Annotated in this window: 22 protein-coding genes; 5 read left to right on the top strand and 17 right to left on the bottom strand. The window is 69.4% G+C overall.

Annotation, left to right across the window (positions count from 1 at the left end):
• The coding region (locus QHF89_RS30045; RefSeq protein ID WP_284721104.1) for a PEGA domain-containing protein at positions 1-1790 on the top strand (1790 nt) is incomplete at its 5' end.
• A 352-nt stretch (positions 1791-2142) separates the two neighbouring features.
• On the opposite strand, the gene QHF89_RS30040 is transcribed toward QHF89_RS30045, so the two are convergent.
• From QHF89_RS30040 to QHF89_RS29975, 14 genes are all read right to left on the bottom strand, one after another.
• A complete protein-coding gene (locus tag QHF89_RS30040) occupies positions 2143-3069 on the bottom strand; it encodes a hypothetical protein (RefSeq protein ID WP_136971124.1) in 927 nt (308 codons plus the stop codon).
• Positions 3069-3563 carry a hypothetical protein gene (locus QHF89_RS30035; RefSeq protein WP_136933173.1) on the bottom strand — a complete coding sequence of 165 codons (495 nt, stop codon included), beginning with the start codon at positions 3561-3563 and terminating at the stop codon, positions 3069-3071. Before QHF89_RS30035 ends, QHF89_RS30040 begins: the two co-directional genes overlap by 1 nt.
• Positions 3564-3743: 180 nt before the next feature.
• Entirely contained in the window at positions 3744-4373 is a 630-nt protein-coding gene (locus QHF89_RS30030; RefSeq protein ID WP_136971123.1) for a type IV pilin protein, read from the bottom strand.
• Positions 4374-4523: 150 nt separating this feature from the next.
• Entirely contained in the window at positions 4524-5099 is a 576-nt protein-coding gene (locus tag QHF89_RS30025) for a type IV pilin protein (RefSeq protein WP_136971122.1), read from the bottom strand.
• Positions 5100-5273: 174 nt separating this feature from the next.
• Positions 5274-6782, bottom strand: a complete 1509-nt coding sequence (locus tag QHF89_RS30020) for a sigma 54-interacting transcriptional regulator (protein ID WP_136971121.1) — start codon at positions 6780-6782, stop codon at positions 5274-5276.
• A gap of 133 nt (positions 6783-6915) precedes the next feature.
• Positions 6916-7296, bottom strand: coding sequence for a hypothetical protein (locus QHF89_RS30015; RefSeq protein WP_136971120.1), 381 nt, complete (start codon positions 7294-7296; stop codon positions 6916-6918).
• A 99-nt stretch (positions 7297-7395) separates the two neighbouring features.
• Positions 7396-8829: a 30S ribosomal protein S12 methylthiotransferase RimO gene (rimO, locus tag QHF89_RS30010; RefSeq protein ID WP_136971119.1), complete on the bottom strand. Its 1434-nt coding sequence runs from the start codon at positions 8827-8829 to the stop codon at positions 7396-7398.
• A 158-nt stretch (positions 8830-8987) separates the two neighbouring features.
• Entirely contained in the window at positions 8988-10121 is a 1134-nt protein-coding gene (gene carA / locus QHF89_RS30005) for a glutamine-hydrolyzing carbamoyl-phosphate synthase small subunit (protein ID WP_136971118.1), read from the bottom strand.
• Entirely contained in the window at positions 10118-11434 is a 1317-nt protein-coding gene (locus QHF89_RS30000) for a dihydroorotase (RefSeq protein ID WP_136971130.1), read from the bottom strand. Before QHF89_RS30000 ends, carA begins: the two co-directional genes overlap by 4 nt.
• A 189-nt stretch (positions 11435-11623) precedes the next feature.
• Positions 11624-12502, bottom strand: a complete 879-nt coding sequence (locus tag QHF89_RS29995) for a S8 family serine peptidase (RefSeq protein WP_136971117.1) — start codon at positions 12500-12502, stop codon at positions 11624-11626.
• A gap of 209 nt (positions 12503-12711) precedes the next feature.
• Positions 12712-14979: a DUF4340 domain-containing protein gene (locus QHF89_RS29990; RefSeq protein ID WP_136971116.1), complete on the bottom strand. Its 2268-nt coding sequence runs from the start codon at positions 14977-14979 to the stop codon at positions 12712-12714.
• The gene (locus QHF89_RS29985) at positions 14976-16649 is read right to left on the bottom strand and encodes a GldG family protein (RefSeq protein ID WP_136971115.1); all 1674 of its coding nucleotides are present in this window, start codon (positions 16647-16649) and stop codon (positions 14976-14978) included. Before QHF89_RS29985 ends, QHF89_RS29990 begins: the two co-directional genes overlap by 4 nt.
• A complete protein-coding gene (locus QHF89_RS29980) occupies positions 16646-17395 on the bottom strand; it encodes an ABC transporter permease (RefSeq protein WP_136933163.1) in 750 nt (249 codons plus the stop codon). Before QHF89_RS29980 ends, QHF89_RS29985 begins: the two co-directional genes overlap by 4 nt.
• On the bottom strand, positions 17392-18363 hold the full coding sequence (locus QHF89_RS29975; protein WP_136971114.1) for an ABC transporter ATP-binding protein: 972 nt from the start codon (positions 18361-18363) through the stop codon (positions 17392-17394). The genes QHF89_RS29980 and QHF89_RS29975 overlap by 4 nt, the downstream gene beginning before the upstream one ends.
• Before the next feature lie 142 nt (positions 18364-18505).
• Between QHF89_RS29975 and QHF89_RS29970 the strand changes: the two genes are divergently transcribed.
• A complete protein-coding gene (locus QHF89_RS29970; RefSeq protein ID WP_136933161.1) occupies positions 18506-18976 on the top strand; it encodes a DUF3293 domain-containing protein in 471 nt (156 codons plus the stop codon).
• Between the two features lie 71 nt (positions 18977-19047).
• The gene (locus QHF89_RS29965) at positions 19048-19488 is read left to right on the top strand and encodes a hypothetical protein (protein ID WP_136971113.1); all 441 of its coding nucleotides are present in this window, start codon (positions 19048-19050) and stop codon (positions 19486-19488) included.
• Positions 19489-19913: 425 nt separating this feature from the next.
• Here QHF89_RS29965 and QHF89_RS29960 read toward each other — a convergent pair whose 3' ends face one another.
• Together QHF89_RS29960 and QHF89_RS29955 are read right to left on the bottom strand one after the other, a co-directional pair.
• Positions 19914-20624, bottom strand: a complete 711-nt coding sequence (locus QHF89_RS29960) for a response regulator transcription factor (RefSeq protein ID WP_136933159.1) — start codon at positions 20622-20624, stop codon at positions 19914-19916.
• Between the two features lie 47 nt (positions 20625-20671).
• Positions 20672-21631 (bottom strand): sensor histidine kinase, encoded by a 960-nt coding sequence (locus QHF89_RS29955; RefSeq protein ID WP_136971112.1) that lies wholly within the window; start codon positions 21629-21631, stop codon positions 20672-20674.
• Positions 21632-21721: 90 nt separating this feature from the next.
• Here QHF89_RS29955 and QHF89_RS29950 point away from each other — a divergent pair, with 90 nt between their 5' ends.
• Positions 21722-23029 (top strand): thymidine phosphorylase, encoded by a 1308-nt coding sequence (locus QHF89_RS29950; protein WP_136971111.1) that lies wholly within the window; start codon positions 21722-21724, stop codon positions 23027-23029.
• Here the strand turns inward: QHF89_RS29950 and QHF89_RS29945 are convergent.
• The gene (locus tag QHF89_RS29945) at positions 22997-24838 is read right to left on the bottom strand and encodes a hypothetical protein (RefSeq protein WP_136971110.1); all 1842 of its coding nucleotides are present in this window, start codon (positions 24836-24838) and stop codon (positions 22997-22999) included. The two genes, QHF89_RS29950 and QHF89_RS29945, sit on opposite strands and share 33 nt — an antisense overlap.
• Before the next feature lie 149 nt (positions 24839-24987).
• Between QHF89_RS29945 and QHF89_RS29940 the strand changes: the two genes are divergently transcribed.
• The gene (locus QHF89_RS29940) at positions 24988-25596 is read left to right on the top strand and encodes a hypothetical protein (protein ID WP_284721101.1); all 609 of its coding nucleotides are present in this window, start codon (positions 24988-24990) and stop codon (positions 25594-25596) included.
• Positions 25597-25687: the final 91 nt, after the last annotated feature.

The raw sequence follows: 25687 nt of genomic DNA, 5'->3' as shown, positions 1-25687 counted from the left end.
CGCCGCCCGGAGCCGCCGCCACGTCGGTACCGCTTCCGCCGCCGCCCGGAGCCGCCGCCACGGCCGTGCCGCTTCCGCCGCCGCCCGGAGCTGCCGCCGCGCCGGTGCCGTTGCCCCCGCCCCCCGGCGCGCCCCCCGGTGAAGCCCCCGCGAAGGTGGGCCCCGGCGGCAAGGCCGTCAATATGGACTGGGACGACGAAGAAGAGTCGACCCACGTCTTCGACGCGAGCAAAGGCGCCCCCGAGGTCCCGACGGGCCCGCGTCCCGCAGCAGGCATGGCTCCCATGAGCAGCGCGGCCGCGGCCCTGGTCTCCGGCTCCGGTGGCGCCGCGCGCCCCGCGCCGCTGCCCCCGCCCATGTCGGTTCAGCCGCTCGGCACCTTGCCGCCCGGCGCCGCGATGCCGCCGCCGCAGGCGCCCGGCGTGTCCACGACGCTCGCCTCCGCAGGCGTGGTGCCGCTGCCCTCGATGCCGCCCTCGCAGATGCCGATGACGGCGCGCTCCGAAGCGACGGCGATCCGCCCGCGTCCCGATCTGCCGCCCGGGATCGTGACTGCGCAGCCCGCGTCCTCGTCCGGCGGCAGCAAGATCGGCATCATCTTCGGCGCGGTCGCGCTCATCGCGGTCATCGGACTCGGGGTCTTCATGCTCCTGCCCAAGAAGGGCTCGCTGAAGATCGACATCCAGGCGAAGGGCGGATCGATCAGCAAGGCCGAGATCTTCGTCGACGGCCAGAAGAAGTGCGACACGACGCCCTGCGTGGTCGCCGAGCTCGGGCCCGGCGAAAAGACGGTGCGCGTGATCGTCTCGGACCTGGGCAAGGACGAGAAGGTGACGGCGACCGTCGAGGCCGGCAAAGAGACGCCGGTGATGGTCACACTCGATACCAGCGGCGCAGCGCCTGCGTCGTCGTCGTCGGCCACGGCCAACGCGAACGTGACGGGCCTGAAGATCCTCGCCGCGACGCCGAACACGAAGGTGTGGGTCGACGGGACGGAGAAGGGCGTGCTCCCGGTCGAGCTGAAGGACATCACGGCCGGCTCGCACAAGCTCAAGTTCGAGGCCGGCGACCGCTACGACCGGATGGAGCAGACGGTCGACATCGAGGCCGGCAAGCTGAAGGAGATCGGCCCGATCAAGCTGAAGGTGCTGCGCGGGCAGATCGTCCTGGAGCTCGCGACCGAAGGCGCAGCCGTCAAGCTCGTCAACGCGAAGAAGGAAGAGAAGAAGATCCTCGAGAAGGAGTGGAAGAACCAGCCCGTCAAGATCGAGCTGGATCCCACGGCCGGCTGGAAGCTCGTCGCGACGAAGAAGGGTCTCGACGACTTCACGAAGGATCTCGCCTTCGACGATGGCCTCGCCGAGAAGCCGATCCGCATCGAGCTGTTCGAGCCGGGCAAGGCGCCGACGAACGACGCCGTGGCGAGCGGCTCGGTGAGCGGCTCGGCGAGCGGCTCCGCGTCGGAGACGGGCTCCGCGACGACGGGCTCGGCCTCGACGGGCTCGACGGGCTCGACGTCGAGCGGCACGTCCTCGACCGCGTCGACGTCGACGGGCGGCGACAAGGCGCCGCCGCCTGCCACGGGCAACGGCACGCTCAACATCAACTCGATCCCCGTCTCGAAGGTCGTGCTCGACGGTCGTCCGCTCGGCAGCACGCCGAAGGTCGGCGTCAGCGTGCCCGCTGGTACGCACACCGTGACGTTCATCCACCCCGACAAGGGCAAGCAGACGGTGAGCGTGACCGTGAAGGCCGGCGAGACGAAGACGGCCGCCGTCAAGTTCAAGTGAACCCGCTCTACGGCTGAGGCGCCGCGCTGGGGCTTTGCCCCAGGCCCCACCCGGGGCTGTCCGCCCCGGGACCCGGACCAGCGAGGCGCTGGACCCAGGTCGAGGAACTGCGCGGTGCGCAGTTCCTCGAACAGCCAGGGTCAAGACCCACGACGATCCTGCCCACCAAGACCACAGCGCTGCTGGTTCAACCAGCAACGTGCCCGTCGCCGGTCTTGCCACGGGCCCGTTGGAAGAACTGCGCATCGCGCAGTTCTTCCACCCCCGGTCCAGGCCGTGCCTGGTCCGGGGTCGAGGGGGCGGACAGCCCCCCGCGGGGTCCGGGGCAGCGCCCCGGCGCGACGGCACCCCCTCAGCGCGGCTCGTCCGAACCTGTTGCTGCCCACGCTTTCCACGTGAGTGCGCAACGCCGATCGTCTGCGTGTGCGCCGCCGGCGCAGTAGGCGGGGTCGAAGGGCGGGCCGAGCACGAACAGCGTCGACTTGCTGACGAATGGCAGGTCCTTCCGCGTGAGGTCGAGCATCTCTGTTTGGCGTCGTCGATAGGCGTCGAGTTTTGCCTCGCCGATGTGCTTTGCGAGCTCTCGCTGGAGCCGCTCGCGTAGCTCCTCGTCGTCGGTCACGGCGAGTGTGCGCTGGATCAAACGGATGGCTGCGTCGCGCTCTCCTTGCCGTGAGAGGATTCCTGCGCCTGCGACGGCGGCCCACCCCATCTGCCCTGCGTCGCCGCCGAGCTCCGCTGCGCGTGCGAGCATGCGCGCGCCGTCGGCCTTCCATGCTGCGCGCTCTTCGGGATCCGTCAGGTACGTGCCGGGCGCGATGAACGCGATGAACTGACCCGCGGTCCTCCAGATTTCGGGATCGAGCGGCCGGTTGCGTGTCCCGCGCTCGAGGATCGCGCGTGTTCGAACGACGTCTGCGCGTTGCGATTCTCCGAACTGGATCGTGATCAGCGCGTCCGACATCAGGTACGGATCACGGAACTCTGGATCGAGCTCGTTGATCGTGTCGATGAGATCCGCGACGTTCTCGAAGCGCCGGCGCTCGAACGTGTGCAGCCCCTGCGAGACGAGCACGTGGGCCCACAGCACGTCTGCGAGTGCTGCGCGATAGCCGAACGAGAGGGTGACGACCTCCTTCGGCGGCGGCAGGAGATGCACGTCGCTCGTCTCTTTCACGCGTGCGTGTTGCTCTGCGACGCGCCCTTGCACCGCGCCGATGCACAGCGCCGAGATGCCCACCACGATCGCGGTCCGGACCAGGTCGCTGCGGGCTGGCATCACTCCACCTCGCGATCCACGAACATGCCGGGCAGGACGCGCGGGGGTTGTCCCGGCGCGCGCTCGCCGCGCACCTGGAACGTCGAGAGCTTGCCGTCTCCGTCGAGATCTCCGTGTGCTGTTGCCACGAATCGCATCACGCGCGTGACGGGATCGAGCTCGCTCTCGAACTGGAACGAGAACGCGTGGGGCTCCTCGATGCGGAAATCGAGCGAGCGCCACGTGAGGTGCTCCCAGATCTCGGGAGGATCGGTCACGCGCACGCCGCGCGGGACGTCGGCTGGCGTGAGTGGCGCGGCCGGCGGGAAGCTGATCTCTTGCGGCTTGTTCTCTGCGTAGGCGACGGCGTGTGTGACGAGCCGATCGAGGTTGTCGAGGGGCTCGCTCAGCTTGGAGGCGTGCAGGTTGCGGATGAACGCGGGCACCGCCACCGCGAGGACGCTGCCTCCGATCGCAAAGGCCACGCTGAGCTCGAGCGCGCTCCATCGCGACATGCCCCCCTTCTAGCGCGCCGCCGCGGCGTTTTCCACCCGAGATGCGCGAGGCGCTGCGGCCGGGAAAACCTGCCGTCTGCGCGAGGATGCTCGATAAAAAGCGAAACCCGGACCGATGGGCGGCCCGGGTTTCGGAGGCGAGGTCCGTTCCGCGCGCCCGAGGCGCGCTTCAGGTTGGGATCACTCGTACTCGTTCGAGATGAAGACCTGCGTCGCGCGGACGAGCTGCTTCGTGGTGTTGTCGACCTGGCCGGTCAGCGTGAAGATGCCGAACTCGCTGCCGTCGCCGTCGAGATCACCCTTCGCTGCGGCCTCGAAGCTCTCGGTGCCGTTGACGGCGGGGCCGGCGGGCGTCGCGGTCGCGCCGACGGGCGCGCTGCCCTTGGTGAACGAGTACTGGTAGTAGATCGGGTCGCTGATCTCGAAGCGCAGGCACTTCCAGCCGTTCGTCGAGTCGCCACCGGCGAAATCGGTCGTGCCGCTGTTGTTCGGCTGGTACTTTTTGGCGGCCGGGGGGCTCGCGCCGAGCGGCACGGGCGAGGTCGCCGACCCGCAGATCGAGTGCGTCGGGACGGTCGACTCCGTGCCGACGGCCAGGATCTGCGACGTCGTGTTTTCGCGCTCGTACGATTCCGCGGCGGCGCGGGCGATGCGGCCGACCGAGTTCTTCGCTTCGCTCGTCTTGGCGCTCTTCAGGTACCGGTTCACGCCGAAGATCGCGAGCGCCGCGAGGACGCCGATGATGGCGACGACGATCATGAGCTCGACGAGGGTAAAACCACGCTTGTCGTAACGCTTGAATGCACGCATGACGGACCTCCTCCTCTGACAGACGAAATGTTCTCGGACGGCAAACCCCGCCCCGAATCTATCGATCCCATCTCGACGAGTCAAAACATGCTCGTCGGATCCTGGGATTTGTACACGTAATCGAATCGCCGACGTTCTATCGATGCTTCGTCACTCGTCGTCGCCGTTCGCCGGATCGATGCAGAGCTCGCCCGTGAGCGAGGATGACGCGAAGAGCGAGAAGTCGTTGTCGTTATCCTGGTTTCCCGCAGCTTGCACGACGAACCACGGACCATTCACGGTCGCGTGCGCCGTCGCCCAGCCTTGGCAATACGCCACATTGGTGACTCCGGTCTGAGGCGCGATCCCCGCGACCACCGCATAACCGAAGCGCACCGGGCCGTCGGTCGTCACGTTGAGCTGCATGAAGCAGTCGTGGATCGGATTCCCCGTCTGACCATTGTCCCAGTTGCGCTTCTTGTCATTCGGCTTGTCCGGATACCACTGCGTGAAGCCCTCAGTACACCCGAGGTACTGAAACGTCTCGGCCTTGTAGGCCTCCTCCGCGATACGAATCCCGGAGACGACCGCCTTGACCTCCGACGCCGCCGCGCCTCGAATGTATCGGCGATACCCGACCATCGCGAGCGCCGCGAGCACGCCGATCATCGCCACCACGATCATCAGCTCGGCGAGCGTGAACCCACGGCGCTTTGCGTAGCTCCTGGGTCGTTCACCGAACTGCATCGTGACCATCGTTAAAGCATGGCCCGTGCCACCCGCGATCCGCGCCCCCCGGCCCTCCCGGAGAACCGAACGATCCACCTCGAATCTGCGGCTTTCTCCGGTGTTTTCGTTCATTGCGGCGGCTCCTTGGCGCTCGGGGCGTCTACCGTTCGCGTCGCGCGGTGACCAAAATTGTCACCGGCGGGCCTCGCGGGGTGACGATTCTCGTCGCCCCCCCGCCGTCGGCTGGGCAGGCACGATCGAGCCGTCTGCGTCGTCGTCGTCGTCGGCCGTGTCCGTGTCGAGCCCATGCTTCGCGAGGCGGTAACGCAACGAGCGAAACGTGACGCCGAGCAATTTGGCCGCAGCCTTGCGCACGCCGCCGCTCCGCTCGAGGGCTTGAAGAATGAGGCGCCGCTCGACCTCGCCGAGCACGTCTTCGAGGACACACCCCTCCGGCGGGAGCTCCGAAAGAAAAGGCGCAGGGCTCGCCGAGAGGCCGCTCACCTGCGCAGGCAAATCACCGAGCCCGATCGCAGGCCCCGACGCGAGCGCCACCGCGCGCTCCATCATGTTTTCGAGCTCGCGCACGTTGCCCGGGAACTTGTACGCGTCGAGCGCGCGTAATGCGTCGGTCGTCAGTCCCCGGACGTCCTTGCCGAGCTCGTTCGCGAAACGACGCACGAACCGCTCGGCGAGCCGCGCCACGTCGCCCGGGCGATCCCGCAAAGGCGGCAGCTCGATCCGAATGACGTTGAGTCGATAATAAAGGTCCTGCCGGAACTTGTTCTCGCGGACGTCGGACTCGACGTCGCGGTTCGTCGCGGCGAGGACGCGCACGTCGACCGGGATCTCGGCCGCCGCGCCGACAGGCCGCACCTTGCGCTCCTGGAGGACGCGGAGGAGCTTGACCTGGAGCGAGGCCGGCAGCTCGCCGACCTCGTCGAGCAGGACCGTGCCGCCGTCCGCCTCGCGGAAGAGGCCAAGCGCGCGTGTCCCCGCGCCCGTGAACGCGCCCTTCTCATGGCCGAAGAGCTCGCTCTCCATGAGCGCCTCGGGCAAGGCGCCACAATTGACCACGAGGAAAGGTTTCCCCGCACGATCGCTGCGCTCGTGCAGCGCCCGCGCGACGCGCTCCTTGCCCGTGCCGCTCTCGCCCGTGATGAGCACCGTGGTGCGCGTGGGCGCGATCTTGCCGACGATTTCGGCGACGCGCCCCATCGCAGGGCTCGCGAAGATGTCGTTCTCCGCGGGTTCGAGGCGCGAGATCTGCGCGCGGAGGCGCTGGTTTTCGAGGAGGATGCTGCTCTTTTCGAGGGCCTTCTGCGCGAGCGCGATGACCTCGGCCGGCGAGAAGGGCTTGCCCACGAAGTCGTACGCGCCCTTCTTCATCGCATCGAGCGCGTTCTCCACGCTCGAATGCGCGGTCATCACGATGACCTCCGTCGCCGCCGACCGCTGCTTCGCCGCCGTGAGGACCTCGATGCCCGATCCATCCGGCATCACGAGGTCCGTGATCACGAGCGGGAAGGGCTGCGGGTTCTGCTGCAAGGCCTCCATCGCGGCGCGCACGCCCGGCGCAGCCACGACCTCGATCCCTTGCCGCCGAAAGGCGATCTCGAGGACCTGCCGGAGCGCAGGCTCGTCATCGATGACGAGGATCTTCGTCGGGGTCGGCGGAACGCTGAGCGGCATGGAGGCCATCCTGCTGAAATTATCACGCAGCTCGCGCGGACGCGCAGCTTCTCGCAGGTGTGCTCCGCCAAGAACCCGCGTGGCCCAGCCTCCGGCCTCCGCGCGTCGTGATCAGACGCGCCGCGCCACGGTCAGGGCGCCGTCACTTGCAGGCGGACGGATCGACCAGGCCCGACGGCGTGCGGTCCTGCACGACGAAGGTCGTACGCGCGCTCTCGTCCTCGCCGAGATCCTGCGCGACCCAGGCGAGGTCGCAGAGCTCGGCCTCGATCTGGACCTCGTAGCGGCCGTCACGGTCGCGATCCTCGACGACGGCGCCCGCGCCGGTGCGCTCGTTGAAGACGATGACGATCGCGCCTTCGAGGCACGCGCCGGAGACGATCCAGAGGCCAGGCGTCGCGGCCTGGGGCGAGATCGAATCGGGCGGCTCGGGCGGAGGGAGGGGGAGGGTCGGGCTCAGGCAACCCGGGAGCGCCGCGAGGAGGGCGGCTGCGAGGAACCGGAGCAAGGAGCGGCGACCCATCACGCGGGCGCCCCGTGCACGACACGTGCCCCGTCGATCCTCGAGGGATCTCCAGGAAAAACGGGTCGAGGCGCACCGTCTCGTGGAGGGCCGCGACAACTACGTTGCCATCGTGCGCCCGTCGGTTTGCAGCACGCGCAGGCTGATACGTTTCTTCGGCAGATCGACGGTGAGGGTGGGCGCGTGGTCCTCGGCGCCTTCGTCGAGCAGCTCGCCGACGAGGTCGTAATCGCTCGCCTGCGTGATGCGCACGCGGCGGATCTCGCCGGGACGCGCCTCGCCGCCCGAGAGGTAGACCTGGCCGTCGATGTCGGGCGCCTGGCCACGATGGCGGCCCATCTGGACGAACTCGTGCTCGTCGCTCGTGCCCTCGACGAGGACCTCGAGCTCACGGCCGATGAGCGCGCTGTTCTTCTTGTGGGCGATGCGCCGCTGGAGCGACATGAGCTTGCGGTAGCGGTTCGATGCGACGCGCGCCGTCACCTTGTCGGGCATGTCGGCGCTGCGCGAGGACTCTTCGTCGGAGTAACGGAAGACGCCGACCCGATCGAACTCGGCCCAGGTGACGAAGTCGACGAGGTCCTTGAACTCCTCGTCGGTCTCGCCGGGGTGGCCGACGATGAAGGCCGTGCGGAAGGTGAGGTCGGGGATGTCGCTGCGCAGGCGCGTGACGAGCTTGCGGAGGCGCTCGCCGCCGTGGCCGCGGCGCATGCGGCGGAGCATGCCGTCGGCCGCGTGCTGGAGCGGCATGTCGATGTAGGGGACGACGCGCGGGTGCTGCGCGATGAGCTCGACGAGCTCGTCGGTGATCGTCTCGGGGTAGAGGTAGAAGAGGCGCGCCCAGTGCAGGCCCGGGACGTCCGCGACGCGGCGCACGAGCTCGGCGAGCGTGGAGCGCGCGTCGGCAGGCAAATCGCGGCCGTAGGCGATGGTGTCTTGCGAGACGAGGTTCACCTCGCGCACGCCCGCGGCGACGAGCTGCTCGACCTCGGCGACGACGTCCGCGACGGGGCGTGATCGCTGGCCTCCGCGGAGCTGCGGGATGACGCAGAAGGAGCAGGTGCGGTTGCAGCCCTCGGCGATCTTCACGTAGGCGCTGCCGCCGGGCGTGGAGATCGTGCGCGGATCCGAGGCGCGGATGACCCAATCGGCGGGGTTGCCGACGAGCATGCGCTCGGCCTTGCCCGTGAGGACCTGCTCGAGCTTGAGCATGTCGCTCGATCCGAGGATGTGATCGACCTCGGGCATCTCGTCGGCGATCTCGGTGGGGTGGCGCTGCGAGAGGCAGCCGGCGACGACGAGCTTCTGCAGGTGCCCGTCGTCCTTGAGCTTCGCCATCTCGAAGATCGCGTCGATCGACTCCTTCTTGGCCTCGCCGATGAAGCCGCAGGTGTTCACGACGATCACCTCGGCGTCCTCGGGGGCGGGGACGTGGTCGTAGCCGGCGCGCCGCGCGACGCCGAGCATGACCTCGGAGTCGACGCGGTTCTTGGGGCAGCCGAGGGAGACGAAATGAATCTTCTTGCCGGACATGGGGAACAATCCTGAGGGGTCGGAGCTTGACACGACAGAGCCGCAGAGAGCGTCGGGGGCCCGATGTTTTTCCGTCGGGCCCGGGGTGCTAGTGCCCTCCCTCCTCCCGCCCCGACAGCCCGAAGCTCTCTGCGGCTCGGAGTCGAAGGGCGCGAGGCTCAGGCGGAGCGGGTGGCTTCCTCCATGCGGCTGACGAAGCGCTGGAAGAGGTAGAGGGCGTCGTGGGGGCCGGCGGCGGCCTCGGGGTGGTACTGGACCGAGAAGGCCGAGAGGCCGGGGAGCTCGAGGCCTTCGCTCGTGCCGTCGTTGAGGTGCACGTGCGTGGTGCGCGCCTTGCCTTCGAGGGAGGCGAGGTCGACGGCGAAGCCGTGGTTTTGCGTGGTGATCTCGATGCGGCCGGTGTCGAGGTCCTTGACCGGCTGGTTGATGCCGCGGTGGCCGAACTTGAGCTTGTACGTGCGACCACCCATGGCGAGCGCGAGGATCTGGTGGCCCAGGCAGATCCCGAAGAGCGGCTTTTTCCCGACGAGCCCGCGCACGGTGTCGATCGCGTAGGAGACGGCCGCCGGATCCCCGGGGCCGTTCGAGACGAAGATGCCGTCGGGCGCGAGGTCGAGGATCTCGGCCGCGCTCGTCTTCGCAGGCACGACGGTGACGCGGCAACCGACGTCGACGAGCGAGCGCAGGATGTTGCGCTTGATGCCGAGGTCCATGCAGACGACGTGTTTGTTCGCGCCGTGCGCGCCGGGGACCTTGGTGCCGAAGGCGCCCGAGCCCTCGGCCCAGACGTAGGGCTCCTTGGGCGTGACGCGTTGCGCGAGGTCGAGGCCTTCCATCGAGGGGGCTTCGCGGGCGCGGCGGATGAGCTCGTCGGGGGAGGCCTTGCCGATCGCGCCGTTTTGCGAGCCACGATCGCGGATCGTGCGCGTGAGCAGGCGCGTGTCGATGCCCGCGAGGGCCACGATGCCGTGCCGCGCGAGGTAGGCGTCGAGCGTCTCGTTCGCGCGGAAGTTCGCGGCGACGGGGGAGAGGTCCCGCACGAGGAAGCCCGCGACGTGTGGCGCGCCGGTGGTGCTCTCGTCATCCTCGCGGTTGATGCCCGTGTTGCCGATCTGCGGGGCCGTCATCGTGACGATTTGCCCGCAATACGAGGGATCCGTGAGGACCTCTTGGTAGCCGGTCATGCCCGTCGTGAAGACGACCTCACCGGTGGCGATGCCGGGCGCGCCCCAGGCGACGCCCTCGAACGTGGTGCCATCCGCGAGGCAGAGATACGCGCGCTCGCCGCTCATCGTGCTTCTCCCTGGGCCAGGACGTCGTGCACGACGCGGCCCGCAGCCATGGTGAGCTCGACCGAGCCCGTGACGGCTTTGCCGAGGAAAGGAGTGTTCTTGCTCTTCGACCGGAGGCGCGCCGGATCCACGGTCCAGCGCTTGTCGGCGTTTACAAGGCAAAGCTCGGCGAGGGCCCCCGCGCGGAGCGTCGGCGCGGCGAGGCCCACGATGCGGGCCGGCGCAGCGGTGAGCGCGTCGATCAAACGCGCGAGCGGGAGCGCGCCCTCGCGCACGCGGGCGAGCAGCAGCGGCACCACGAGTTCGAGGCCGATCATGCCGGGCGAAGCCTCGGCGAACTCGCAGTCCTTCTCCAGGGAGGAGTGCGGCGCGTGGTCGGTGGCGACTGCGTCGATCGTGCCGTCGGCGAGGGCCTCGCAGAGCGCGGCGACGTCCTCGGGCTCGCGCAGCGGCGGGTTCACCTTGCAGGCCGTGTCGTAGCCGATCACCGAGGCGTCCGTGAGCGTGAGGTGGTGCGGCGTGACCTCGGCGGTGACGCGGATGCCGCGGGCCTTGGCCTCGCGGAGGATACGGACGGCGCCGCGGGAGGAGACGTGGGCGACGTGGTACTTGGCGCCCGTCACCTCGGCGAGGAGCACGTCCCGCGCGACGATGATGTCCTCGGCGACACGAGGCCAGCCGCGCAGGCCGAGCCGCGTGGAGATGGCGCCCTCGTGCATGAGCGAGCCCTCGGTGAGGGCGTGATCCTCGGCGTGCTGGATGACGGGGAGGTCGAAGTTCGCGGCGTACTCGAGGGCGCGGCGCATGACGGCGCTCGACGTGACGCAGCGGCCGTCGTCGGAGACGGCGACGGCGCCCGCGTCCTTGAGGTCGGCCATCTCGACGAGCTCGGCGCCCTTTTGGCCGATGGTGATCGCGCCGATCGGGTGCAGCGTGGGGCCCTCGATCGAGCGCGCCTTCGCGATCATGGCCTCCGTGATGCTGCGCGTGTCGTTGACGGGGCGCGTGTTCGGCATGACGCAGACGTGCGCGAAGCCGCCCGCGGCCGCGGCGGCGAGGCCGGACGCGATGTCTTCCTTGTACTCCTGGCCCGGCTCGCGCAGGTGGGCGTGCAGATCCACGAAGGCCGGGACGAGCAAGAGCCCTTCGCCGCGGAGCACACGCGCGCGCTCGGAGGTCAGGATGTCCGAAGTCGCGGCGCCCGCGCCGATGCGCGTGATGGTTCCTCCCTCGATGACGACGTCCACGATCGCGTCGAGGTTCGCGCTCGGATCGACCGCGCGTACGGAAGCGATGACGAGCAGGCCGTCCATTCTCTGGGGACCGAGCATCGCCCGCCCTCTAGCATTTTTGCGCGGAGGGGGCTCGCAAAGCGGCGAGCTTGCCCACGGGGCTTGCGCGATCGCATCGATCGCGGGCAAAGGCGGCGTCGGCTCGTCCGGCGAGGAAATCGGAGAGCGCGGCGAGGGACGAACCTTGCCGGCGCGCCGATTCCTTGGAGGTCACATGAGCTTGAGGGCGGCGGCGACGTCGAGGCGGCCGCGGAGGACGCCCTTGCCGCGCTCGCTTTGCGACATCGTGAGGGGCGTCGCGCTCTGGAGCAGGGCGGAGCGGACGGCGCGCGCATCGGGCTGCTTTCCGCGCGTGATCTGGACGCTGAGGAGGAGCGCTGCGAGGCCCGCGACCAGGGCCGCGGCGAAGGTCGCGCCGCTCTGCGCGACGGTTCCCCCGCCGGGCGCCGCGCCAATGAGGCCTTCGCCCGGCGCGACGATGCCGCTGTCGCGGTAGGTCGGTCCCCACATGCCGAAGTCGAGCAGCTTGCCCTCGGCGTCCTCGGCCGCGACGGCGAGCACCGTGGAGGCGGCCGTGGGCACGTGGAAGTGCTCGTTGCCGTCGCCCTCGGCGGCCACGACGACGAGCACGTTGCGCTCGGCAGCACGGGCGAGCGCCTTCGCGAGCGCGTCGAGCATGCCCGCGTCCGGCGAGAGCGCGCCGCCGTGCATCGTGATGACGTGGGCGCCGGCGGCGATCGCGTCGCGGATGCCCTTCGCGAGATCCGGCGGGTTGCCGGCGGGCGCGTTGGTCTCGGGGCGGAAGTTGTGCACGGGCACGACGATGCCCTTCGCCTTCGGCGCGATCCCCGGCGCGGGGCCGCTCGGCTGACCGAACACGAGGCTCGTGACGTGGGTGCCGTGCGTGCGGTCGGCCGCCTCGTCGCTGGACACCGGCATCTCGAGGGCCGTGACGTTCGCGCCGCGGAAGGCCGGGTGCGCGAGATCGACCGGGCCATCGAGGACGGCAACGCAGACGTCGGGGCTTCCGAGGGTTTCAGCCTGAAGCGCAGCGAGGCCGGCCAGGGTGGATCGCGGGTCGGTGGACATGGGCTGACGGAGTCTACCTTCTTTTTTCCGCAGGGGTCCACCCTTGCGCTTTCTTGTTCGCGGGGATCCAGGCCCGCGCGGGAAGGCCGCAATTTCTCGCGAGGCGCGGCGGGCCGGGCGTCCGAACAGTGCTCCGGACTATCTCCATCGGCTGCGACGCACCTCGAAGTTTCCGTCTTCTTCGGAAGATCGCGCTGTCGCGGGAGTTCTCAGCGGGCGGCGTCGAGCAAGACGCGCGTCTTGGCTTGCGCGATGGCGTAGGTCGCGTCGACCCCGTCCCGGCGGGCGTAGGTGACGTTCGTCCCGCGGAACGCGTCGCCGGCGCCGAGGGAGATCCGCAGGGTGCGCTGGGGATCGACGGCGGGCGGCGCGTCGGGATCGAGGCCGCGGCGCTCGATGTTGATCACGACGGCGGGCGGATCGAGGCCCTCTTCTTTGCGAGGCGGCCCGATACGGACGGCGCCTTCGGGGATGAGGTCGGCGAGGGCGTCGCGGATCGCGGCGGCCTTCGCGGTCGCGGTCTCGTCGCCCTGGATGCGCAGCGCGTCTCCCACGCGATCGAGGACGAGGGGCGGCTTGCGCCGATCCGAAGGGGTGAGGGTGACCTTCTGGATCTCGGCCACGTCGAGGGTGAAGATCGATCGGTCGAGCAGCCATTTTCCGGCCGCGGCTTCGATCTTCGGATCGATCACGAAGACGGCGTCGTCGCCGTCGAGGCGCGCGAAGGAGCCGCCGGTCGTCGGGGCGCCGAGGAGCAGGCGCACGGTGTGCGCGCCCGCGTCGTTGGCTGCGGCGAGGTCGAGCTCGATGATCAAACGCGGGTTCGCGAGGCCAAAGGAGCCGTCGTCGCGCTCGGCGACGAAGCGCTCGACGCGCAAGGGGAGCAGGGACGCGGCGAGCTCCGCGCCGAAGCCGAGATCGGCCGTGAGGTTTTTGCCGCGTGGTTCTTTGAGCGCAAAGCTTCCCTCGGCCGTGCGTTCGAGCTGCTGCACGCGATCCCCTTCGGTGATGCGCATCGCGCGCAGGCTCGTCTGCGGGGCGTCGATCACGGTGGGGCTGCGCAGGGTGATCTTGCTCGGGAAGAGCACGCGCGCTCGATCGGCGGGGATCACGAGGAGGGCGCTGTCGGAGACGCGCAGGACGGGGACGATGTCGCCCTGGGGTTTGCCGATCAGCAGCTCTTCGATCCGATCGTCGTCGCCGCCGTCGGGGTTTCGCGAGGGCAAGACCGAGACGAGACGGACCTTGCCTTGGGGCGGATCGAGGCCGAGCGAGGCGCGATCGCCGAGCGCAAGAAAGTCCTTCGCGCGGAGGGCGAGGAGGGATTCGAGGAAGAGGCGGCCGGTGTCGCCCTCGATGTCGCGATCCTCGGGGGCGCGCTCGTGAAAGCCCGTGCCCTTGCGCGCGAGCTCGATGCGGCGATCGCCCGCGGTGAGCGTGACCTCGTGGATCTCGTCGATCGTCGCGAAGAACGCGTTGCGATCCACGAACGTGCCCTCGGGCTTGGAGAGCGCGTCGAGGAAGCTCGCAGGCACGCAGGCTGCGGCGCGCGTGGGGGCCGTCTGCAGCGCGACGACGAGGTCCGGCTTGTCGGGACACGCTCCGCCGAGGACGAGGATTCCCTTGGGCTTCGTCGTGTCCTTGGGGGTCAGCGTGAGCGTCGCGGTAGGTGTGGACGCGCGGCGCGCAGCTTCGTCCGAGAGGAAGGCCTCGGCCCGCATGCGGGAGAACGTGCTTTCGAACTCGTCCGTGGCGGCGCGGGAGGCGCGGCGACCTGCGTCCTTCGCGGGGACGTCGAGCAGGAGCGCGTCGCCGCCGTCCGTGGGGCGCGCGAGCGCGAACATGCCGCTCGGGCCTTCGATCTGGAAGCGCGTGACGTCGGGCGTGGGGTAGGGGAGGAGATCCCGGGATCGGAGCGAGCTCGGATCGATCACGAGGGCCGTGACGAGCTCCTTCGTGATCACCTGGAACGAGGCGCGATCGCCCTCGTGGACCTCGACGATCGCGGCGCCGGCCGGGGCCTGCGCGGGCCCTCCGATCGCGAGCGTCGTGGTGCGCCCCGGCGTGGTCACGACGAGGCGCGCGCGCGGCGCATCGAGGCCACTCGCCGCGCGATCCACGCTGTCCGGCGCGATCACCCGCTCGTGCGTGGCGAACTCCAGCGTGCCGAGGAGCTGATCGACGATCTGCGCCTCCGCGGGGAAACGCTCGCCCCCGATCGTGACCTCCCAGAAGCGTTGTCCGAGTGCGTCGGGCGGCGTGCGCGTGAGCTTCGCGGACGACGCGCCCTGCTCGATCACGACCTCGGTGATCTCGTCGGGCCTCCACGCGACGAGGACGTTTTTCTTTCGTTGCGTGGCCTCCTCGGTCGTGACCGAGCCACGATCCACGACGAACACGTAGGCGCCCGCGCCGATCGCGAGGGCGCTGAGGATGAGCGTGGTCGCGTGTTTCTTCGCGATCTTCGCGAAGCTCATTCGGACGCTCGCTCCTTCTCCTTGCGTGTCCCGCGCCGCTCCGTCGCGCGCCTTCGGAGGTGCACGGCGAGCCCGGTGAGCACGGACGCGAGCGGGATGAACACCACGACGTAGCGGAAGACCGAGGCGAGCGAGTCCTCGCTCATGCGCAGGCCCGCGGTGAAGGCGGGCTTGTTCGGGATGTCGAGCGGCGTGGGCGCCGAGGCGAGCCAGGCGATCGCGCTCTCGACGAAGATCGCCGTGCCGCGCAGCTCGTCGCTCTGCCAGTTCTCGCCCATCATCGGGCTCGCGGATCCGAGGGCCACGAACCGCGCGCCGCGCTCGGCGCCCGGACGTTTGGGCATCTCCGCGGCGAACGAGACCGTGAGCGGGCCCTTGTGATCCGCGTCGTTCGGCGCGGGATCCGAGGGGTTTTTCGCCCACGTGAAGAAGTCGATCATGCCGAAGGCGTCCTCGCTCGTCTCCAGGAGCGGCGAGACCGCCGCGGCGCCCTTGCCCGTCTTCTGGAGCGAGCTCGCCACGGTCATGACCGCGCCGAGGCCTTGCTGCTCGGCGCGGATCAGGCCCTCGGTGATCGGATGCGGCTTGGCGATCGGCAGGAACGTCTCGCCGTAGCCGCGCACGGCGCGCAGGCGGGGATCGGTCTCGAACACGAAGTCCCGCGCGAGCGTGATCCCGAAGCGATCGAGCAAGGGATCGAGGCCGAGATCGAGGTACTTCTGGTCCCCCTCGTCCGGCACGGGCCCGACGGCGACGAGGACGTTGCCGCCTTGCTCGACGAACCCTTCGAGTTTCTTCGTGTCCGCCTCGGAGAAACGCTGTCCCGGCCCGGCGACCACGACGACACGACAACCGGCGTACGGCGCGCGCGCCTTGTCCTTGTCGTCGGCCTTCTCGCGGGCATCGACGGTCGCGACCTCGTGACCGTTCTTCTCGAGCCGCTCGCGGAGCGGCGCGAGGCCACTGCCGCCCGTCTCGATCGACTTCTCGTCGTGCCCCGTCGTGAAGCAGATCTTCGCCCGATCCGTGGACACGACGGCGCGAATCGCCGCGGTGAGGGCCTGCTCCAGGCGAGGCCGCGCGCGCACGTCGTTCTCGTCCTCGACCTCGACGAGATCCCGCGGCGTGATGAACTGCACGCGGTCGCCCCGCGTGATGACGATCGCCGCGTCCGTCACGACCCGACCGTCGACGACGCGCTCGTCGTACTTGCGCTGCACCGCGACGAACTCGGCCGCGTGGCGATCCGGATCGGTGAAGTGCACTTCGAGGCGCGACGTCTCGCTCCGGTACGCTTCGAGCAGGTGCCGGATCGAGAGCGCGAGCGGATCCCCCGACGGCAAGAGCACGTCGATGCGGATCGGCTCGCCGAGCGCGTGGAGCGTCTGCACGGTCGCCGGGCTCAGCGTGTAGAGCCCGCCCTTCGTGAAATCGAAGCGCCGGTAGTGCCGCGCCGCGACCACGTTCACGAGCACCGCGAGCACCATCGCCGCCACGAGCCCGACGAGCGCGCCGAGCTTGGTCCCCGCGCTCGTCCCGGCCGGAGCTTCGGGCGTGGCTTCGCGCGGAGGCTCGGGCGCCTTGGGGGCCCGAGGCTTCACGTCCTTCGGCTTCGGAGCTTCGGACCGCGGCGCCTTCTTGCCCTTCTTCGGCTTGCGCTCCTCGCTCATCCCCACCTCCACGCCTCGACGGCGCGCACCGTGACGAAGAGCGGCAGGAGCACGACGGTCGCGTCGAAGAGCAGCCGCCGCGAGTCGAGCAGCCCGCGGGACGCGTCATTCATTTGTGTCCAAACGGAGACGTGGGTCGCGAGATCGTGCGCCGGACCGTCGGGCACGATGAACTCCGCGAAGCCGAAGAAAAACAGCCCCGAGATCGCCAGCGCCGAGAGCACCGCGGCCGTGAGCTGGCTCTGCGTGAGCGCGCTCGTCATGACGCCGAGCGCGAGGTACCCCGCGCCGATCGCGAAGACCGAGAGGTAACTCGTCCCCACGACCCGCCAGTCGACGTCCCCGGTCCGCGCGAGGATCACGATGTAGAGGACCGTCGGCGCCCACATCACCACGTACGTCGCCACCGCGGCCGCGTACTTCGCCAGCACGACCCCCACGGTGCCCACGGGCGCCGTGAGCAGCGTCTCGATCGTGCCGCTTCGCCGCTCCTCGGCGAAGAGCCGCATCGTGAGCAGCGGGCAGACGAGCAGGAGCGGCACGTAGAGCAGCATCGTCTGGCCGAAGAAGGCCTGCACCGGCCCGCTGTCGCCGAGCGACTCCGCTGGCGCCGCCGCGAAGTTCACGACGATCAGGAAGAAGTGCAGGCCCTGGAGCAGCAGGAACGACGTGATCACCACCCAGGCGAGCGGCGTGACGAAGAGCGCGAAGAGCTCCCGCTTGAAGATCGGCCAAAACCCCCTCACACCTGCACCTCGGCCGCTTCCTCGTCGCCGCGCGTGAGCTCGGAGAAGACCTGCTCGAGCGTCGCCGCGCGGGGCACGACCTCGCGCACCCCGAGCCCCGCGCCGACGAGCGCCGCGACGATCCGCTCGGCCGCCTCGGCCCCACCCTCGGCGCGCCGGTACTCGACGAGGAGCGCCGTCGCATCCGCCGCCGGCGCGTGCCCCGCATCCTCCTCGGCCCCCGCGACCTCCGGGAGCGCACGAACGACCCCGAGCGCGCGCTTGGCCTCCCCGCGCACGACGATCCGGAGCCCCGAGGCGCGCCGCATCTCGCGCAGCTCCTCGATGGTCCCCGACGCCACGAGCTTGCCCCGCGCGACCACGAGCGCGCGCGAGCACGTCGCCTCGACCTCCGACAGGATGTGCGTCGAGATCAGGATCGCGTGGTCCTTCCCGCGCCGCTTCACGAGCTCGCGCACCTCGCGGATCTGGTTCGGATCGAGCCCCGCCGTGGGCTCGTCGAGGATCAGCACCGGCGGATCCCCGAGCAGCGCATCCGCGAGCCCGACGCGCTGCCGGTACCCCTTCGACAGGTGCCGCACGAGCACATCCGCGACATCGTCGACCCGCGCCTCCTCCGCGGCCCGCTCGACCGCCTTCCCCCGCGCGCCGCGGGGCACGCGCTTCACCTCGGCGCGGAAGGCGAGATACTCGCGCACCCGCATCTCCGGATAGAGCGGCGATGTCTCGGGCATGTACCCGAGCTTCTCGCGCGCGAGCAGCGGCTCCTCGGCGATGTCGTGCCCCCCGATGCGAATCCGCCCCGCGCTCGGCCCGAGGAAGCCAGCGAGCATGCGCAACGTCGTGCTCTTGCCGGCGCCATTCGGCCCGAGGAACCCGACGACCTCGCCGCGCTCGACGTGAAACGACACATCCGACACGGCGCGAAAGGCGCCGTACGACTTGGAGAGGCGCTCCACTTCGATCATCCCGGGGGAGGGGCTTAGCGCAGGCGGCCAGGAAGGGAAAGACGCGCGGGCGGGCTCACGGGGATGCGGCCACGTGCGCCGTCACGCGCCGAGCCTGGTAGCGGGCGGGCCGCCACTCTGGTAGGAGCGGTCTGACCTCTCGATGGACCAAGCGCTCCTCCGTTCGTACCTCGCGACCATCTACGAGTTCCCCGGCCCGCACGGGGCGCCGCTGCGCGCCTCGCTCGACGGCGAGATCGTCCAGGATCACTCGGCGTTGCCCGAGCTCCTGAACCGGCGTTTCGCCGTGCTCACGGCCTACAACCCGCGTTCGATGCTCCTGCCCCGCAAGGTGAACGAGCAGCGTCACCACGTGCTCCGGGATCTGCTCATCCTCGGCTGTTACCGCGTCGAGCCCTGCGTCGGCTCCGAGGCGGAGCCCGAAGGCGTATGGCGCGAGCCTGCGTGGCTCGTCTACGGCATGGAGCGCGACGAGGCCATCGCATTTGGCCGTGTCTACCGGCAAAATACGATCGTCTACGCGGAGAACGGTCGCCCCGAGATCATCGTGACCGACCCGACGGCCGACGACGTGGGACGTACCTTCCACGGCAACTGGCGGATACGCTCGTGACCCCGAAGTTTCTGGCCTCTTCGAAGAAAGCGGCCACCGAACGCCAATCCCTCCACAGGAGACAGTCGAAGATGCGTCATCAATCCCTGTTCTCGGCCGCGATCGTGGGCGCTGCTTTGCTCGTGGGCGCCACGGCCTGCGGCCAGAAGAAAGTCGGCGAGTGCAACCAGCTCATCGAGGTGATCAACAAGGGCGTCGAGAGCCTCAACAAGACCCCGAAGGGCGGCACCGATCCCACGGGGGCGAACGAGCTCAAGAGCATGGCCGACGCGATGGACAAGGTCGCCGCTGACGCCGCCAAGGTGGAGCTCACGATCCCCGACCTGAAGAAGTACTCCACCGAGTACCAGACGATGGCGAAGGACGTGGCCAAGGCCGCCCGCGACATGGCCGCCGCCGCCGAGGCGAAGGATCTCGCCAAGATCAACTCGGCCCAGGCCGCCCTCGACAAGGCCGTCAAACAAGAAGACCCCCTCGTCGACAGCATCAACAAGTTCTGTCAGGCGCCTTGATCGCGATGGGGGGCGCCGGTCGGCCCTGAGCGGCCCGACCGCGCCGCCCACACTCGAGCCCGTGAACGAGGTTGGGGAACCTCGATCACGGGCTCGCTGCCTTTGATATCGGAGGGAGGCGACTGCGATCACGGGGGCGCCGCCTTCGATGTCGGAGGGAGGCGACATCGATCACGGGCTCGCCGCCTTCGATATCGAAGGGAGGCGACTGCGATCACGGGGTCGCCGCCTTTGATATCGGAGGGAGGCGACATCGATCACGGGGTCGCCGCCTTTGATGTCGGAGGGAGGGGACATCGATCACGGGCTCGCCGCCTTCGATATCGGAGGGAGGCGACTGCGATCACGGGGTCGCCGCCTTTGATGTCGGAGGGAGGGGACATCGATCACGGGCTCGCCGCCTTCGATGTCAAAGACGCTCCCCGTCAGACCACGAACCGATACCCCACGCCCCGCACCGTCACGAGGTGCCGCGGATTCGCCGTGTCGTCTTCCAGCTTCGTCCGGAGCTGCAGGATGAAGTTGTCCACGGTGCGCGGCGTCCCGTGGTGGCTCGGACCCCACACCTTCGCCTGGAGCTGCTCGCGCGACAGCACGCGCCCACCTGCGCTCACCAGGCAAAACAGGATGTCGAACTCCGTCGCCGTCAGCTCCACGAGCTTCCCGCCGCGCCGCACCTCCCGCGTCGACGGATGGATCTCGAGGTCTGCTGCCCGGATGGTGTTCGCGTCGTCCCCTCGCGCGATCGCGTCACGCCGGAGCACCGCCTTCACCCGCGCCAAGAGCTCCGCCAGCCCAAAGGGCTTCGTGATGTAGTCCTCGGCGCCGAGCTCGAGCCCCATCACCTTGTCCATCTCGGCGCCGCGCGCGCTCAGCATGATCACCGGCATCGTGTACCGCTCGGCGCGCAGCATCCGCAGGAGCTCGAAGCCGTTCAGCTTCGGCAGCATCACGTCCAGGATCAAGAGATCGATCCCGCCTCCGCGCGCGAGCGACAGCCCGCTCTCCCCGTCGGTCGCGAGGAGCACGCGGTACCCCTCTGCCGACAGGTTCATCTCGAGCCCCATCGCGATGCTGTCGTCGTCTTCCACGACGAGGACCGTGCGCCGCGCGCCGCCCTGTCCGACCCGGTTCATCGAGCCTGGCTCTCTATCACGTTCCGCGCCGCTTGCCGCTCCCACGCTCACGCCGTCCCTCCGGTGCTCGACATCGGCTCCGACACCCGCACCTTCGCCTGGATCGGCAGCACCAGCGTGAACGCGCTGCCTCGACCCGGCTCGCTGTCCACGATCACGCGGCCGCGATGCGCGCGCATCACGTGTTGCACGATCGCAAGACCGAGCCCCGATCCCTCTTGCTGCCGTGCAAGGAGATCATCGACCCGGTAAAATTTCTCGAAGATTCGCTTGTGCTCGCGCCGCGCGATCCCCTTGCCGTTGTCGCGCACCGTGATCATCACCTCGCCGAGCTTCCGCGCCACCGACAGCTCGATCTGCCGCGGCTGCCCCCCGTACTTGTAGGCGTTCGACAGCAGGTTCACGATCGAGATCACGATCGCCCCGTGGTCGCACCACACGCGCGGCAGGTCCGGCTCGAACTGCACCGAGAGCTCCACGTGCCGCTGCTCGCGTGTCGGCTCGAAGGCTGCGATCGCCTCCTCCACCACCTTCGTAACGTCCTGCTCGGCGAGCTCGTAGACCCGCCGGCCGCTCTGCATCCGGCCCCAGTCGAGCAGACGATCGATGAGCTGCTGGAGCCTCGCGCTCTCCTTGTTGAGCGCCTGGATGCATCGATCCTCGCTCTCCTTGTCCCCGCGCCGAAGCACCAGCGTCTCCGTGAACATCCGGATCGACGTCAGCGGCGTCCGGAGCTCGTGCGACACCTTCGACACGAAATCGGCTTGTAGCTCCGAGAGATCACGCTCCCGCCGCAGGAACACCCAGACCAGGATCACCCCCGTCACGAGCGCGCTCGAGAACGTGAGGACGAGGATCCCGATCAGGATGTTGTACCGCGCCTCGCCCATCACCACGAGGGACCCGCCGATCGCCGACAGCAGTACGGACGGGACGATGACGAGCGAGACCAGCAGCTTGACGATGCGCCGGTAGCCGAGCGTCGTGAAGTCGCGTGCGCTGCTCATGTGGTCGAAAGGTAGCGCGCGCCCTGCGCCCTGGGGAGCCGCCGTGCACGCGGGCGCGACGCGAGGCCGCTTTGAGGTATGCTCCGCCCCGTGGAGACCCTGGTTGAGCTCATCGCCAAGAAACGCGACGGCGGCCGCCTCGCAGACGACCAGATCGAGCGCCTCATCCGTGCCCTCGGGACGGGCGAGCTCGCCGATTACCAGATGAGCGCGCTCTGCATGGCCATCTTCTTCCGCGGCATGGACGACGCGGAGACCGTGGCCCTCACCCGCGCCATGCTCCACTCCGGCGACGTCCTCGACCTCTCCTCCGTCCCCGGCATCAAGGTCGACAAACACTCCACGGGCGGCGTCGGCGACAAGGTCTCCTTGTGCCTCGCGCCCCTCGTCGCGGCCTGCGGCGTCCCCGTGCCCATGGTCAGCGGCCGCGGCCTCGGCCACACGGGCGGCACCCTCGACAAGCTCGAGGCCATCCCCGGCTTCAACGTCTCGCTCGACACCGACGCCTTCGCGCGCATCGTCCGCGACGTCGGCGCTTGCATGATCGGGCAAACCGGCCGCATCGCCCCCGCGGACAAGCGCATCTATGCGCTGCGCGACGTCACGGCCACGGTCGAGTCCATCCCGCTCATCGTCGCCAGCATCCTCTCGAAAAAGCTCGCCGAGGGCATCGACGCGCTCGTGCTCGACGTGAAGGTCGGCCGCGGCGCGTTCATGAAGACCGAGCGTGACGCCCGCGCGCTCGCCGAGGCCCTCGTCCGTGTCGGCAAGGCCGCTGGCAAGCGCGTCGTCGCGCTCCTGACCGACATGAGCACCGTCCTCGGTCGCGCCGTCGGCAACGCCATCGAGACGCGCGAGGCCATCGACGTCTTGAAGGGCGAGGGGCCGGACGATCTCGTCGAGTGCACGCTCGCCCTCGGCGCCGAGATGCTCGTCCTCGGCGACGCCGCGTCCTCCATCGAAGACGCGCGCGAAAAGCTCCGCGACGCGATCACGAGCGGCCGCGGCGCGCGTGTCTTCGAGCGCATGATCGAGGCCCAGGGCGGCGATCCCGCGGTCGTCGAGGATCCGCTCCTCTTGCCTCGTGCTCCGGAGACCGTCCTCGTTCCTTCCGAGGCCGACGGCTTCGTCGCGGCGATCGATCCCCTCGAGATCGGCCTCGCCGCCGTCGCCATGGGCGCGGGCCGCACCCGCGCCGATCAGAAGGTCGATCACGCCGTCGGCATCGAGATCCTCACGCCGCGCGGCGCCGGCGTGCGTCGCGGCGAGCCCCTCGCGCGCCTCCACGTGCTCCGCGCGGCTGGGGCCGAGGCCGTCGCGGATCGTGTCCAGAGCGCCTTCCGCGTCAGCTCCGCGCCCGAGGCCTCACCGCCTTTGCTGCTGGGCCGCATCGCTTGACATCCGCCTGAGCAAGGACGCCGGCATCGCCGAGCGCGCGCCGGCCGAGAGGCCCTCGTTCGTCCAGGAGAACTGGTCCACCAGGACCACCGGATCGGAGGGGGACAGAGGATCCACCTTCCCGAGCACCCACGCGTCGGTGCCGCTCCCGTCGCGGCGCACGCGCACCCGCACGAAGTGCTTGTACCCGGGGTGCGCGAGCGCCGCGAACGCCTGGTGTTGCTCGATTCCGAGCACCGTCAGCGCCGTCAGATACGTACCAAAGACCAGCGTCGCGACGTAGACCGAGACCAGGAGCACGAGCCACGGCCGCGTGCCGAAGAGGTCCGCCGCGTCGAAGAGGCCACCCGCCGCCGTGAACGTCATGCGCGCGAGCATCGGCATGAACCCGATCATGAGCCCCGCGATCGTCGCGAGCATGTACACCGCGAGCGAGCGATTGCGGAAGCCGCCGATCAGCCTGCACACGAAGCCCGCGAGCGCCGCCGTCGCGAACGACATCACGAGGGGCGGCGCGCCGCCCCATCGCACAGCGGTGAACCCCGGCAGGTAGAGCAATGCGGCCGCGAGGTGCACCAGAAACCCGCTCCGCCCGTGCACGATCTGCCACGGGATTTGCAGCGCCAGCGCGAGTGACGCCTTCGGCCCCGGGAACTCGGCGGCCGGCTGCGGGAGGCCCTGCCGCATGATCCGCGCCGGATGCAAAAACGCGCCGCCGCCGCCGGCGATCACGTGGCACGTCTTGCCGATTTGCTCGCGGCAGTAGTGGTGCGTGTCGCCCGTCAGCACGAGCACGCTGTCGTCTTCGAGCCGCAGATCCAGCGCGTCGATGATGTGTTGCCCCGCGGGGTTCGGCTCCAGGAACGCGTAGGCTGGATCCGCCAGGGTCAAGAGGACGCCACGATTCTCGGTTCGGAGCGACGAGAAGAACGCGCGTTGCTCGAAGTCCACCGCGCGGAGCTGCCGATCCGCGCCCCACAGATCGAGCCCCGGCGCGATCCTGAGCGCGAAGTAACTCGCGTCCTGCACCGGCACATACCCTTCGAGCGGCAAGGTCGATCGTTTGCTCACATAACGACCGACGCGAAACGCCTCCACCCACTGGATGAAGTGGCCGATCTGCGCGAACCGCACGACCTCGTTCGGCGTCGACGTCTCCACCAGATCCACGGTCCCGCGGCGCTCACGGAACATACGCCCGAACCCGTCGAGCCCCGCATACCAGTCGTGATTTCCCGGGACTCCCAGGATCACCCGGGGTTTGCCGTCCCGAACCTCTTCCAGCACGCGCGAGAACGGCACGATCACCCGGTTGTGGATTTCGAGCTCCGTCGCGACCGGATACGCCGTGTCGCCGCCGAACAGGAGGACGTCGCCGCGCGGGAGCACCAGCGTTTCGCCGGGCTTCTGCGGATCTTGGACCTCATACGTCATGAACACGAGCCGCGCGACCTCCTGGCTCACGGAGACGCAATCGCCCGTGTCGGCGAGGAAATCGATCCACACGTCGCGGTCGAGCGCATCGGCGAGGGTCTCGGCCCCTGCGCGGCCGCCCAGCACGGCCGCGGCCTTGCGCGTCAGTGTGTCGGGCGTGCTCGGTCGCATCCATGCGCGACTGTCGATGTCTTCCGTCGCGATGACGCTCGCCGCGAGGTGCCAGAGGTGCCCCCAGAACGAACGGGCCCCGAACCACGCGATCGCCCGCGGATAATGGCCTCCGCGCGTAAAAAGCAGCTTGGGAACGTCGGCCGGAGCGGCTTCGGGGCGGAGCGGAGCGGGACGGACCGGCGAGGGAGCAGAGATCGGCACTTTTTTTGTCTTGCCATCAGGCCGTGGATACGGATCAAAGTCGAATGACGGGGCAGCTTGCCCCTCGCGGCCGGACCTTGGGCCGGGCGAGTAGGAATGCGAGGATCGCCGAGAAAGGTCGATCTTCGCCACCATGTAAGGAGAGCAGGATGAGACAGGGAGTGCGCTTCGCGGCGATTGTGGCGCTCGCGGGTGCCGTCGGCTGCGGCGGTGGTGAGGCGAAGAACGAAGGTGCCTCGCCCGAGGCGAAGCCCAGCGCGGCCGCGGCGGACACACAGCCTGCAGCCTCCGCGGCCCCGGTCGCTTCAGCGGCCCCCGCGCCGAGCGCCGCGGCCCCGCCGCCCGAGAACAGCGCCGCTGCCGCCCCCGTGGAGACCGCCGCGGTGGCCTCTGCAGCGCCTGCCGCCGGCTCCGCGGCGCCCGCCGCCGGCTCTGCGGCGCCTGCGTCGAGCGCGGCGGCCGGCCCGAAGACGTTCGATTGCGGGGCCAAGGGGCAAAAGGCCTGCCCGATGCAGGGCTGGATGAAGTCGGTCATGGCCTCGGCGACGTCGAGCGGCGATCTGACGAAGATCGCCAATGCCCTGGCCTACATCGCGGGCAAGCCGCCGCCCGGCATGGGGAGCTGGGTGTCCATCTCGAATGAAGGCGTGGCGAAGGCGAAGGCCGGCGACCTCGACGGCGCGAAGGCCTCCTGCAAGAAGTGCCACGATCTGTACAAGGAAAAGTACAAGCAGACGATGCGCGATCTCCCCTGGTGATCGCCGCGCGGGGGCCACGTTGTCGTGGCCCCCAAGAAAAAAGCCCACGCGTCCCGGTTCGCGGGAGCGTGGGCTTTTTCGTGGGTGGGGT

This window comes from Polyangium sorediatum, assembly GCF_029946465.1.
Classification (GTDB): Bacteria; Myxococcota_A; Polyangia; order Polyangiales; family Polyangiaceae; genus Polyangium; species Polyangium fumosum.
The sequence above is the reverse complement of the archived record's forward strand: the minus strand, read 5'-3'. Positions and strand labels throughout refer to the sequence as shown.